Source organism: Bacillus sp. SD127, from assembly GCF_058566445.1.
Genome location: NZ_CP191226.1, coordinates 1726087 through 1738796, shown reverse-complemented (window position 1 = coordinate 1738796; position 12710 = coordinate 1726087). Strand labels below are relative to the sequence as shown.

General features: G+C 45.9%; 11 protein-coding genes. 3 read left to right on the top strand and 8 right to left on the bottom strand.

What is annotated here, in order from left to right:
• Positions 1-97: 97 nt before the first annotated feature.
• The gene (gene bmr / locus ACQVGS_RS09025) at positions 98-1267 is read left to right on the top strand and encodes a multidrug efflux MFS transporter Bmr (RefSeq protein WP_024121980.1); all 1170 of its coding nucleotides are present in this window, start codon (positions 98-100) and stop codon (positions 1265-1267) included.
• Positions 1268-1338: 71 nt separating this feature from the next.
• Complete coding sequence (locus ACQVGS_RS09020; protein WP_024121981.1) at positions 1339-2175, top strand: MerR family transcriptional regulator; 837 nt, start codon at positions 1339-1341, stop codon at positions 2173-2175.
• Between the two features lie 61 nt (positions 2176-2236).
• On the opposite strand, the gene ACQVGS_RS09015 is transcribed toward ACQVGS_RS09020, so the two are convergent.
• The 8 genes from ACQVGS_RS09015 to ACQVGS_RS08980 all read right to left on the bottom strand — a co-directional run bounded on the left by ACQVGS_RS09015 (position 2237) and on the right by ACQVGS_RS08980 (position 12296).
• Positions 2237-3502: a dihydrolipoamide acetyltransferase family protein gene (locus tag ACQVGS_RS09015; protein ID WP_400153499.1), complete on the bottom strand. Its 1266-nt coding sequence runs from the start codon at positions 3500-3502 to the stop codon at positions 2237-2239.
• 21 nt (positions 3503-3523) lie between these two features.
• Positions 3524-4507: a 3-methyl-2-oxobutanoate dehydrogenase subunit beta gene (gene bfmBAB, locus ACQVGS_RS09010; protein ID WP_103672249.1), complete on the bottom strand. Its 984-nt coding sequence runs from the start codon at positions 4505-4507 to the stop codon at positions 3524-3526.
• A 13-nt stretch (positions 4508-4520) separates the two neighbouring features.
• On the bottom strand, positions 4521-5513 hold the full coding sequence (gene bfmBAA, locus ACQVGS_RS09005) for a 3-methyl-2-oxobutanoate dehydrogenase subunit alpha (protein WP_024121984.1): 993 nt from the start codon (positions 5511-5513) through the stop codon (positions 4521-4523).
• Between the two features lie 21 nt (positions 5514-5534).
• Positions 5535-6959, bottom strand: a complete 1425-nt coding sequence (lpdA, locus tag ACQVGS_RS09000) for a dihydrolipoyl dehydrogenase (RefSeq protein WP_106022131.1) — start codon at positions 6957-6959, stop codon at positions 5535-5537.
• Positions 6960-6978: 19 nt separating this feature from the next.
• A complete protein-coding gene (gene buk / locus ACQVGS_RS08995; protein WP_024121986.1) occupies positions 6979-8064 on the bottom strand; it encodes a butyrate kinase in 1086 nt (361 codons plus the stop codon).
• A gap of 23 nt (positions 8065-8087) precedes the next feature.
• Positions 8088-9182: a branched-chain amino acid dehydrogenase gene (gene bcd, locus ACQVGS_RS08990; RefSeq protein WP_024121987.1), complete on the bottom strand. Its 1095-nt coding sequence runs from the start codon at positions 9180-9182 to the stop codon at positions 8088-8090.
• 11 nt (positions 9183-9193) lie between these two features.
• Entirely contained in the window at positions 9194-10093 is a 900-nt protein-coding gene (yqiS, locus tag ACQVGS_RS08985) for a phosphate butyryltransferase (RefSeq protein ID WP_059293634.1), read from the bottom strand.
• Between the two features lie 124 nt (positions 10094-10217).
• A complete protein-coding gene (locus tag ACQVGS_RS08980) occupies positions 10218-12296 on the bottom strand; it encodes a sigma-54 interaction domain-containing protein (RefSeq protein ID WP_106020076.1) in 2079 nt (692 codons plus the stop codon).
• Positions 12297-12447: 151 nt separating this feature from the next.
• Here ACQVGS_RS08980 and ACQVGS_RS08975 point away from each other — a divergent pair, with 151 nt between their 5' ends.
• Complete coding sequence (locus tag ACQVGS_RS08975; RefSeq protein ID WP_024121990.1) at positions 12448-12690, top strand: DUF2627 domain-containing protein; 243 nt, start codon at positions 12448-12450, stop codon at positions 12688-12690.
• Positions 12691-12710: the final 20 nt, after the last annotated feature.

Sequence of the window (12710 nt, the reverse complement as noted above, 5' to 3'; positions counted from 1 at the left end):
AAGTGCGAACAGCTTCATAGAAAGAAATCCGTTGACTCTCCCCTAAGAGGAGGTCTTACAGTATAAGGGATACACTTTCGTAAAAAGGGGAAGTCACATGAAGAAACAGAACATCACATTAGCTATATTATTAACCAATTTATTCATTGCTTTTTTAGGGATCGGGCTTGTGATTCCGGTAACGCCCGCGATTATGAATGAATTGCATTTATCCGGTACCGCGGTCGGCTATATGGTTGCATGCTTCGCTGTTACGCAGCTTATTGTGTCACCAATCGCCGGACGCTGGGTTGACCGCTTCGGACGCAAAATTATGATCGTGATTGGCCTGTTGTTTTTTAGTGTTTCAGAGTTTTTATTCGGCATCGGAAAAACAGTTGACATTTTATTTATATCCCGTATGCTTGGCGGCATCAGTGCTGCTTTCATTATGCCCGGGGTCACGGCTTTTATCGCCGATATCACTACTGTTAAAACACGGCCGAAAGCGCTCGGCTATATGTCAGCCGCTATTTCAACAGGTTTTATTATCGGTCCCGGCATTGGCGGATTTTTAGCGGAAATCCATTCCCGTCTGCCTTTCTTCTTTGCGGCAGCCTTTGCGTTAATAGCAGCCATTTTATCGATGCTAACGCTTCGGGAACCGGAGCGAAATCCTGAGAATGAGAAAATAGAGGGCCAAAAGACAGGATTCAAGCGGATTTTTGCACCTATGTATTTCATTGCTTTTCTCATCATTTTAATATCGTCTTTTGGATTAGCATCGTTTGAATCTTTATTTGCGTTATTCGTTGATCATAAATTCGGATTTACGGCCAGTGACATTGCCATTTTGATAACTGGGGGAGCAATTGTCGGAGCCATCACGCAAGTCGTCTTATTCGACCGCTTCACAAGGTGGTTTGGGGAAATCCGTTTAATCCGCTACAGCTTAATTCTCTCAACAAGTCTTGTGTTTTTGCTGACCATCGTAAATTCATATGCTGCGATTTTATTAGTTACCTTCACCGTATTTGTCGGATTTGATCTTATGCGCCCGGCAGTAACAACCTATCTGTCAAAAATTGCGGGAAATGAACAGGGATTTGCCGGCGGGATGAATTCAATGTTTACGAGTATCGGCAATGTGTTCGGCCCCATCATCGGTGGAATGCTATTCGATATTGACTTAAACTATCCATTCTATTTTGCAACAGTAGCATTAGCCATAGGCATTGCGCTGACCATTGCCTGGAAAGCCCCTGCCCATATAAAAGCCAGCATGTAAAAAAGGCGTATTCTTTGTGTACTGCAAAGGATGCGCTTTTTTATTATACTGATCTTAAGGGGAGTGATGGCATGAAGGACTCGTTTTACTCAATTGGACAAGTTTCAAAACTGGCAAATGTGTCGATTAAAGCGCTTCGTTATTACGATAAGATTGATTTATTTAAACCCGCCTACGTCGACCCGGATACGAACTACCGCTATTATACTGACTCCCAGCTCTATCATCTTGATTTGATCAAATCATTAAAATATATCGGCACACCTTTAGAAGAGATGAAAAAGGCACAGGAATTAGAGATGGAGGAACTGTTTGCTTTTTATACAGAGCAGGAAAAGCAAATCAGGGAGAAATTAGATTTTTTATCAACATTGGAGCAGACCATTTCTCTGGTGAAAAAGCGAATGAAACGGCAGATGGAATATCCTGCGCTCGGCGAGGTGTTTGTTCTAGATGAAGCAGAAATACGGATTATACAGACAGAGGCAGAGGGAATCGGGCCTGAAAACGTGCTCAACGCCTCATACAGCAAACTAAAAACATTTATCGAATCAGCCGATGGTTTTTCGAACAATAGCTACGGTGCTACTTTCTCGTTTCAGCCGTACAACAACATTGATGAAATGACTTACCGGCATATTTTTACGCCTGTCTTAACGAATAAACAAATTTCTGCGATTACGCCGGATATGGAAATCACAACAATACCAAAAGGCAAATATGTTTGTATCGCTTATAATTTCTCGCCAGAGCATTATTTTCTCAACTTACAAAAGCTGATCAAGTATATCACGGACCGTCAATTAACGGTTATCAGTGATGTTTACGAGTTAATCATACCGATTCATTATTCTCCGAAAAAACAAGAAGAATATCGGGTTGAAATGAAAATCCGAATCGCAGAATAATGGTACATAGAAAAAGAGCATTTTTCGAAGTTATCGTTCAAAAAATGCTCTTTCTGTTTGTTTAGTAGACAGATGTTTTCTCATCTATCGATTCTAAAATTTCTTTGACACGTGCCAGGAATCTTCCGCACACGAGGCCATCAAGCACTCTGTGATCTAAAGACAGGCACAGATTGACCATATCTCTGACCGCAATCATGCCATGATCCATGACAACCGGGCGTTTGACGATCGATTCCACTTGAAGAATCGCAGCCTGAGGATAATTGATGATTCCCATCGACTGAACAGATCCGAACGAACCTGTATTGTTGACGGTAAACGTTCCTCCCTGCATATCGTCTGCTGACAGTTTTCCGTCTCTTACCTTTTTGGCAAGGTCGGTAATTTCTCTCGCAATGCCTTTAATCGTTTTTTCATCAGCGTTTTTGATCACCGGAACAAATAAAGAATCTTCCGTGGCAACCGCGATTGAAATGTTGATATCTTTTTTCTGAATGATTTTGTCCCCCGCCCACATGCTGTTCATTTGCGGGAATTCCTTTAACGCCTGAGCGACCGCTTTTACGAAAAAAGCGAAAAAAGTTAAATTAAAGCCTTCTGTTTTCTTGAAGGAATCTTTTATACTGTTTCGGTATGCCACCATGTTTGTGACATCGACTTCCATCATCGTCCAAGCGTGAGGAATTTCTGTTTTGCTTCGTTTCATATTTGAAGCGATTGCTTTTCTAACAGCTGTGACAGGAATTTCTTTATCCCCGGCTGCTGAAGCAGGATGAGAAACGTTTTCTTTCGTCTCCTGTTTTTGCGCTGGTGCAGGAGCTGCTGCTTTTGGCTCTTCAGTCTGTTCTGAAACGCCGCCTGAATCAATGATACGCTGAATATCTTTTCTCGTGATCCTTCCGCCGGCGCCCGTTCCTGTCACTTGCTCAAGGTCAATGCCATACTCTCCGGCCAAACGAAGTACGGCTGGAGAAAAACGTTTCTTATTGGCCTGACTGGCTGCTTCAGTGCGGCTTTCAGGAGCAGCTTGCCCGGCAGTTGGCGCTTCCGCCTGATCTTGTTTTTGTTCAGCCGGCTTTGCGCCTTCTGTTTCGATTTTGCAAATCACTTCTCCGACTTGCAGGGTCTGGCTTTCTTCTCCCACAAGCTCTGTTATTGTACCGGTAAAAGAGGACGGAACCTCCGCGTTTACCTTATCTGTCATGACTTCCGCAATCGGATCGTATTTGTTCACCTTATCTCCAGGGGCGACAAGCCATTTGCTGATCGTGCCCTCTGTTACGCTTTCGCCAAGCTGCGGCATCGTCATTTGTTCTATTGCCATGATCGTATCCTCCTTACGTCTTTAAAACTCCGCTAATTCTCTCATCGCCGCTTCTACTTTATCAGGGTTGACCATAAAGTATTTTTCCATTGTCGGCGCATAAGGCATAGCCGGAATATCAGGACCTGCAAGCCGTTTGATCGGCGCGTCTAAGTCGAACAGACAATGCTCGGATATAATGGCAGCCACCTCACTCATGATACTGCCCTCTTTTGTATCTTCTGTGACCAAAAGGACCTTTCCGGTTTTGGATGCCGCTTCGATGATCGCTTCTTGATCAAGCGGGTATACCGTTCTTAAATCCACCACATGTACAGAAATGCCGTCTTTTTCGAGACGTTCTGCAGCCTGTAAAGCAAAGTGGACACAAAGCCCGTATGTGATCACCGTGATGTCGTCGCCTTCCCTTTTTACATCAGCCTTGCCGATAGGAAGTACATAATCATCTGCCGGAACCTCTCCTTTGATCAGACGATACGCGCGCTTGTGCTCAAAAAACAGCACCGGGTCTTCATCACGAACTGCGGCTTTTAAGAGTCCTTTCGCGTCATATGGCGTTGAAGGCATCACAATTTTCAGTCCGGGCTGATTGGCGAAAATCGCTTCGACTGATTGAGAATGATAAAGCGCTCCGTGCACGCCGCCACCGTACGGCGCTCTGACAACGATCGGGCAGCTCCAGTCATTGTTGCTGCGGTAGCGGATTTTAGCAGCCTCAGAAATAATCTGGTTTACCGCCGGCATAATAAAATCAGCAAACTGCATTTCGGCAATCGGCCTCATGCCGTACATAGCCGCTCCGATACCGACTCCGGCGATCGCTGATTCAGCAAGCGGCGTATCCATGACACGCTCTTCTCCAAATTGTTCGTACAGACCGGCTGTGGCTTTAAATACCCCGCCTTTTTTTCCTACATCTTCCCCAAGAACGAAGACACGTGAATCTCGTTCCATTTCTTCTTTCATTGCCAAATTGATCGCATCAATATATGACATTACTGACATTTGTACTTCCTCCCTACTTCGCATACACATAATCGAGCGCTGACTCAGGAGCTGCATAAGGAGCGTTCTCCGCTTCATCTGTCGCCTCGTTTATGATTGCCATGATTTCGTCCAGCATGGTTTGTTCTATCTCTTCGGTCAGCAGGCCTATTTCCTTTAAGTAGGCTTGATAAGTAAATAGGGGATCACTTTTTTTCGCTTCCTCTACTTCTTCACGGCCTCTGTAGCTGCTGTCGTCGTCATCGCTGGAATGCGGTGTCAGGCGGTAAGAAATCGTCTCAATTAAGGTAGGGCCTTCTCCTCTTCGCGCCCGTTCACGCGCTTCTTTCACCGCTTGATAAACTTCGAGCGGATCGTTTCCATTCACCGTTACGCCAGGCATTCCATAGCCTACGGCACGATCTGAAATATTTTCACATGCTACTTGCTTATCGTAAGGGACCGAAATCGCGTATTTGTTGTTTTCACACATAAAAATAACCGGAAGCTTATGAACAGCGGCAAAGTTTGCCCCTTCATGGAAATCGCCTTGGTTTGAAGATCCTTCTCCAAATGTGACAAAAGCCGCAATGTCTTTTTTCTCCATTCGTCCAGCCAGCGCAATGCCGACCGCATGCGGCACTTGCGTTGTTACCGGAGAAGACCCCGTCACGATCCGGTTTTCCTTTTGACCGAAATGCCCCGGCATTTGGCGGCCTCCTGAGTTTGGATCTGCTGCTTTGGCAAACCCGGACATCATTAAGTCCTTCGCAGTCATGCCAAACGCAAGCACGACACCCATGTCTCTATAGTAAGGCAGCACATAATCCGTTTCACGGTCAAGGGCGAAAGCTGCTCCTACTTGTGCTGCTTCCTGTCCTTGACAAGAGATAACAAACGGGATTTTACCAGAGCGGTTTAACAGCCACATTCTTTCATCGATTTTTCTAGCTAACAGCATCGTTCTATACATATCAACGGCTTCCTGATCAGTCAGCCCTAATGCTTGATGTCGGTTTGTACTCATTCGAGCGCCTCCTTTATGCTTTTAAAAATGAATGGCTTTGCCATCTGCAGCAAGCGCTGCTTCTCCAATCGCTTCAGACAGCGTCGGGTGCGGGTGGATCGTTTGTCCGACCTCCCATGGCGTCGCATCTAGCACTTTTGCAAGACCTGCTTCTGATATCATGTCAGTGACATGCGGGCCTATCATATGCACGCCGAGAATATCATCCGTTTCACGGTCCGCCACGATTTTTACAAATCCGTCGCTTTCTCCATATACAAGCGCTTTTCCAATTGCCATAAATGGGAACTTGCCGATCTTGACATTATGCCCATTCGCTATTGCCTCATCTTCTGTTAAGCCGACACTGGCAGCTTCAGGGCTTGAGTAAATGCACTTCGGTACAAGTGTTGGATCAAGCGGATGCGGATTGAGACCCGCAAAATGCTCAACGGCAATGATTCCTTCATGCGATGCAACATGAGCTAACTGAAGGCCGCCGATTACGTCTCCGATTGCATAAATATGAGATTCCTTCGTTTGGCAGCTTTCATTTACTGAAATGACGCCGTTTTCAGTGACGATATCGGTGTTTTCTATACCGATTCCTTCGATATTTGCCTGTCTGCCGATGGAAACGAGCATTTTTTCAGCAGAGTAGGTAACGGTTTCTCCGTCTTTTTGCGCCTGTATGCTGATTTCGCCTGATGATTTTTTCAACGTATCAGGCAGCACTTTAGCTCCTGTGACAAACTGAATTCCTTTTTTCGTAAGAAGGCTTTGCATTTCTTTTGAAATGTCCTGGTCTTCAGTCGGCAATATCCGGTCCGCATATTCGATAACCGTTACGTTTACGCCAAAGTCATGAAGCATGGATGCCCATTCGATTCCAATGACCCCTCCGCCGACGATGATCATCGATTTTGGAAGCTCCTCCATTTGGAGCGCTTCATCCGAGGTCAAAACAAACTCTCCGTCCGCTTCCAGACCCGGAAGCATTCTCGGCCTTGAACCTGTAGCTATAATGACCTGCTTCGGGATCAGCATGTCATTTTCTTCGCCATTTCCCCGTTCAACAGAAATCGTTCCCGGCAGCGGAGAGAAAATAGACGGTCCGAGGATGCGCCCATATCCGTCATACACGTCAATTTTTCCTTTTTTCATTAAATGATTGACGCCTGCTGCAAGCTTATCAACAACAGCCTGCTTACGGTGCTGTACCTTTTCAAAGTTGAGGGAAACGCCGGACGTTTCGACTCCGAATTGATCGGCTTCACGGGCTGTCCGGTACACTTCCGCGCTTCTCAGCAGCGCTTTACTCGGAATACAGCCTTTATGCAGGCATGTTCCACCGAGCTTTTCTTTTTCTACAACGGCTGTTTTTAAGCCGAGCTGCGCCGCTCTGATCGCCGCGACATAACCGCCTGTACCGCCGCCCAGAATGACTACATCATACTCAGTTGCCATCTGACTCACTCCTGTCTGTCTATTCAATGCGATATTGTTTGGATTGCTCTTCGCCCTGCAATACCCTGAGCGCCCCTTGTGCCAGAGATTGCAGTTCGTTTTCTCCCGGATATACTAAAACGTCCGAAATCCAATCTATGTATGATCTGATGCTGGAAACAAAGCTTTTGCCGTAAGCCAGACCTCCTGTCAGAACAATGGCCTCGACTTCGCCTTTTAAAACGGCGCTTGCTGCTCCGATTTCCTTCGCTACCTGATACGCCATGGCGTCAAAAATTAAGCGGGCTTTTTCATCGCCCTCCTGAATCATTTGTTCTACTTTCACAGCGTCATTTGTACCGAGATAACCGGAGAGCCCGCCGGTTCCCACCAGTTTTTTCATCATTTCTTCTTTTGTATATTCTCCTGAAAAGCATAAATCGACGAGATCCCCCGCAGGCACTGTTCCTGCGCGTTCAGGACTGAACGGTCCCTCTCCGTGAAGGCCGTTGTTGACGTCCACCACCCGGCCCCGGTCATGTACACCTATTGTAATGCCGCCGCCCAAATGAGTAATGATCATTTTCATATTCTCATATCGTTTGCCAAGAGAGTCTGCCGCCTTACGGGCGACAGCTTTTTGGTTTAAAGCATGAAAAATGCTTTTCCGTTCAATTTCCGGCATGCCTGATATTTTAGCGAGCTCTGACATTTCGTCAACTACAACAGGGTCTACAATATAAGATGGAATGTTGAGGCCATCAGCAATTTCTCTTGCGATAATGCCTCCTAAATTGGAGGCATGCTGTCCTGCATAACCGCTTTTCAAGTCCTCAATCATATCGTCATTCACTTCATATGTCCCGCCTTCTATCGGACGGAGAAGACCCCCTCTGGCACAGACAGCATCAAATTTTGAAATATTGATGCCCTGTTCATGAAGCGATTCGAGGATATGCTTTTTTCGAAACTCATACTGGTCAATAATATGGTCGAACTGCTGCAGCTCTTCTATGTCGTGTCTCAGTGTTTTTTCAAAAATACTGCGTTCATTATGAAAAACACCGATTTTCGTTGAAGTTGAGCCTGGATTAATGGTGAGAATGCGTTTTTCATCATGTAGCATTTCAAAACCTCCAGATCAATTTCTTAGCGTCTGCTTAATATATGGTGGCCGTTTTGCAAAAACTGGCTTCTTGAGCGGCGATTGCGTTCAATTCGTTCTTCAGCCAAGCGGTCAGCCGCTAAATACGTCGGAATGCCGTCACGCTGGGAAATGTCAAGGACACGTTCAATGTTAGCGTAAATGCCCTCAACCTTTTTCAGTGCACGTTCCGCATTATAGCCATAAAGCTCATCCGCAACGTTGATAACGCCGCCCGCGTTGATGACGTAGTCCGGTGCGTAAACAATGCCCATTTCGTGAATTTGATCGCCGTGGCGAGTTTCTTTCAGCTGATTGTTAGCCGCGCCTGCAATCACTTTAGCTTTCAGCTGCTTAATAGTATCGTCATTGATGGTTGCACCAAGAGCACACGGCGCATAAATATCGCAGTTCTGAGAATAAATATCTTCTGGATCAACCGCACGAGCGCCAAAATCTTGTACCGCACGTTCAACTGATTGCTTGTTGATATCCGTAACGATTAAGCTTGCTCCTTCTTCATGAAGGTGGCGGCATAGATTGTAAGCCACGTTGCCAACACCCTGTACAGCGATGGTTTTTCCTTCAAGAGAGTCCGTGCCGAATGCAGCTTTAGCGGCAGCCTTCATGCCTTTATACACCCCGTAAGCAGTAACAGGAGACGGATTTCCTGAAGAGCCGAATGCTGGGGAAATACCTGTGACAAAATCTGTTTCATCATGAATGATATCCATATCCTCAACCGTTGTGCCGACATCCTCAGCCGTAATGTATCTGCCGTTAAGCCCTTGAATATAACGGCCGAACGCGCGGAACATTTCTTCATTTTTATCCTTGCGCGGATCGCCGATGATAACCGTTTTTCCGCCACCCAGGTTTAAGCCTGCCGCCGCGTTTTTATAGGTCATGCCTCTTGCAAGTCTCAGTGCGTCTTCAATCGCAGCTTCTTCATTTTCATACGTCCACATTCTCGTTCCGCCGAGCGCTGGTCCCAGTGTTGTATCATGAATTGCGATAATTGCCTTTAATCCTGATTGTTCGTCTTGGCAGAAAACCAATTGCTCATAATCGTATTGCTCCATATATTTAAAAAGTTCCATATCAGTTCCTCCTAAAGTGTGTATTCTTCAGATGCGCATAATGCCAGCGCGATCGAATACAGTTTGTTTTCAGCGGAATCCGCTCTGCTCGTTAATGCAATCGGCGCTTTGGCCCCCGTAATGACAGCCGCCACGTGTGCTTTCGCAAAATAAATCAGTGATTTATATAAAATATTTCCCGCTTCAATCGAAGGGACAAGAAGGATATCGGCGCTGCCCGCTACGTCTCCCGAAATCTTTTTCTGAGCCGCGGCAATTTGCGATACTGCGTTATCCAAGGCAAGCGGTCCATCTACAATGCACCCTTTAATCTGCCCTCTTTTGCACATTTGGGCGAGAGCAGCTGCATTGACCGTCGCTTCCATCTTCGGATTTACCGTTTCTACCGCTGCAAGGGCAGCCGCTTTTGGCATATTGTTCCCTACTGCACGCGCGACATGAACAGCATTTTGAAGAATCTGCTGAAGCTCCTCCAGCGAAGGGGCAATATTCATAGCCGAATCTGTCACAAACATCAGTCTCTCAAAGTCAGGAATATCAAACACGGCCACATGAGAAAGGACACGGGATTTCCGCAGCCCTTCCTGTTTGTTTAATACCGCTTTAAGCAAAACAGAAGTCGGCACATTCCCTTTCATTAAGACGTCTGCTTTTTTTTGATGAACAGCGCGAACCGCTAGCTTCGCCGATTCCTCCGGCGTATTGGCATGAATGATTTCCACTTGATGCCCTTGCATGGAGGATGTCAGGTCGTTCAGTTTTTTGCTGTCGCCCACTAATAAAAAACGGACGGACAAATGCTCGGCTGCCAGTTTCACAGCCCGGATCACTTCCTCATCCTCAGCATGAGCAACCGCAATGGTCTTGTTTTTGTACATCGACGCTTTGCCGATCAAATCTTTCAGCTTCATCAGTTACCACCTTTCGTGTCTCGACTCCGCTTTTTATTATGCAAGTTCTATGCCAGCTCGGTGCGATGCTGTCATGATGGATGCGAAGAAAGATTCGTGCAGACGTTTGCGCTTATTCTGCAAATTATTGCATGCCTTCATTTGCAAGGCCGTATTTATCCATTTTGTAATATAAATTTCGAATGCTGACGCCGAGGGCTTTCGCTGTTTTCGTACGGTTAAAATGATGCTTTTCCAGCGTTTGCTGAATCAAGTGCGCTTCAAATTTTTCAACGGCCTTAGACAGCTTTTCGCCTTCGATGTCAGGAAAATCAAAACCGGCTCCCTGTTCTGCGCTGTTTTCTTTTTGTTCTATTTCAAATACAGGCAAATGCTCCTTTTCAATCCATTCCATGTGCGGCTTCAGAAAAATCATTGCTCGTCCAAGGACATTTTCCAGCTCGCGGACATTCCCCGGCCAATGGTAAGCCGACAATGCCCGCAAAGCTTGCTGGGTCAGTCCCTTTACATTCCGGCCGTAATCGCGGTTAATTTTTTGAATGAGCCTTTCACTGAGCGCTTCAATGTCTTCAATCCGCTGACGCAAAGGGGGAATAGAGATGGGATAGCGATTGATGCGGTAATACAGATCTTCACGGAACGTCCCATCCGCCATGGCTTTTTCGATATTTACATTTGTGGCTGCAATAATTCTCACATTAACAGGGATTGCCTTCGTGCCTCCCACTCTGACGATCTCTTTTTCTTGAAGGACGCGCAGCAGTTTCGCCTGCATATTTTGCGTCAGCTCGCCGATTTCGTCTAAGAAAATGCTGCCGTTATTGGCTTCTTCAAATAAGCCCTTCTTGCCGCCGCGCTTCGCTCCCGAAAACGCGCCTTCCTCGTAGCCAAACAGTTCTGATTCCAGAAGATTTTCTGAAAGAGCGGCGCAATTTACGCGGATGAATTTATTGTATTTCCTGTCGCTTTCGTTATGGATGGCATGGGCAAACAGCTCTTTGCCCGTGCCCGATTCTCCGCGCAGCAAAATCGTTGCCGGCGTTTTCGCTCCAAGCTTCGCCTGCTCAAGCGCAACCAGTATTTGCTCACTTTTGCCGATAATATCGTCAAAGGTATATTTCGCTTCGAGCGTGCGGATAATCTGCCTGGCCCTGTTAAGCTCCGCGGTCAGCATTTTAATTTCTGACACGTCATGGATCACTCCGACACTGCCTTTTAAAATGCCATCCACAATCACCGGCGCTACATTGACGATGACCTCTTTTTTATTCGGGCCGACCTTCATTCTGACGCCGCGCACTGGGCGTCTTGTCTCAAGCACCTTTAAATGCATGCTTTCCCCTTCAGAAATATCAGTGCTCGCCGGCTTGCCGATGACTTCTTTTTCAGAAAGCCCAGTCATTTTTGTGTATGCTTTATTGATCAACAGGCCAATGCCGTTTTCATCAACGACAGAAATCGCCTCGTCGGAGGATTGTATAATCGCCTCCAGCATCGTGCGCACCTGTTTTAAATTTGTCACTTCCTCCGCCAGCTCGACCGCATCTGTAATATCCTTAAATACACTGAGTGCTCCGAGCAGACGTCCGCCTTCATCAATGATCGGCAGCCTTGTTGTTACAATTTGCAAATTTTCACCCAAGAGCTGTTTTTGATTGTATTCAGGCTCTCTCGTTTTTAAAATCCGAGGCATCTTTGTGCTCGGGATGACTTCTTTGATCGGGCGTCCAATGACTTCCTCACGTTGTTTTCCCACCATATTTTCAGCCATATGATTAAACAGAATGATCTCTTCATTGATATCAATAAAAATCATTCCGTCGTGGGTGGAATTAAAGATTCGGTCATGTTTGTATGTTTGTTCTTTTAGCATTTGAATCAGCTGCTGTTTTTCTTCCATAAGCTGAAACACAATGTAAGCCATCTTTCCCGGCATAACAATGGTCTGCTCATGTTTTTCCTGAAGGAGTTCGTCAAGTACAGCTTGATCACCCGTTGTATGAATGACGATATCCGGCTTTTGTTGTATGTATGGTTTCCAATCAGATGAAACGGCAATTCCATAATGTTTTGCTTCTTTTAATCCCGGCGCTTCGGGGTTTTTGTCAACCACGGCAATAATGTCTATGATGGCTGTTTTAATGAGAATTTGTAATAACGCCGTTCCCCTTTTACCGGCACCTACGATCAGTACCTTCTGCATCCCGATACCCCTTTGTATGAAAAAATTTGCATACCTGTTTTTTCCGTTGCAATAATTTGCACAACCCTATGTTACCACGTTTTCTTCTCTTGACAAAATATTTTTTCCGCTGGACAATAAAGGAAATGAAAAATAAAGGGGTTTTCTGAACATGAGCCGACTTCTTGCGCTTTTGATTTTAGTGCTCCCCGGCGCCATTTCTGCTTTAGGCATTAAACTGATGAGAGATATGCTTTTCGGCCATACGGTAAAGCCATTTTCTTCTCTTTGGCTCCAAGGTTTATCAGGATTAATCTTTTTCGTTTTCGGCCTGTATGTGCTGGCCGGGTTCATCTTGTACAGAGACAGAAAACGCAATCAAGTCAGTCCGCGATTCAGAAAACAAAAGATGTAAAAAAGCCGGAGAGTGCTCCG

Bases quoted from the DNA above. Each gene is read 5' to 3' on its own strand.
- bmr (WP_024121980.1), top strand. From the start codon at position 98: ATGAAGAAACAGAACATCACATTAGCTATATTATTAACCAATTTATTC.
- bcd (WP_024121987.1), bottom strand. From the start codon at position 9,182: ATGGAACTTTTTAAATATATGGAGCAATACGATTATGAGCAATTGGTT.
- lpdA (WP_106022131.1), bottom strand. From the start codon at position 6,959: ATGGCAACTGAGTATGATGTAGTCATTCTGGGCGGCGGTACAGGCGGT.
- bfmBAA (WP_024121984.1), bottom strand. From the start codon at position 5,513: ATGAGTACAAACCGACATCAAGCATTAGGGCTGACTGATCAGGAAGCC.
- yqiS (WP_059293634.1), bottom strand. From the start codon at position 10,093: ATGAAGCTGAAAGATTTGATCGGCAAAGCGTCGATGTACAAAAACAAG.
- ACQVGS_RS09020 (WP_024121981.1), top strand. From the start codon at position 1,339: ATGAAGGACTCGTTTTACTCAATTGGACAAGTTTCAAAACTGGCAAAT.
- ACQVGS_RS09015 (WP_400153499.1), bottom strand. From the start codon at position 3,502: ATGGCAATAGAACAAATGACGATGCCGCAGCTTGGCGAAAGCGTAACA.
- buk (WP_024121986.1), bottom strand. From the start codon at position 8,064: ATGCTACATGATGAAAAACGCATTCTCACCATTAATCCAGGCTCAACT.
- bfmBAB (WP_103672249.1), bottom strand. From the start codon at position 4,507: ATGTCAGTAATGTCATATATTGATGCGATCAATTTGGCAATGAAAGAA.
- ACQVGS_RS08980 (WP_106020076.1), bottom strand. From the start codon at position 12,296: ATGCAGAAGGTACTGATCGTAGGTGCCGGTAAAAGGGGAACGGCGTTA.
- ACQVGS_RS08975 (WP_024121990.1), top strand. From the start codon at position 12,448: ATGAGCCGACTTCTTGCGCTTTTGATTTTAGTGCTCCCCGGCGCCATT.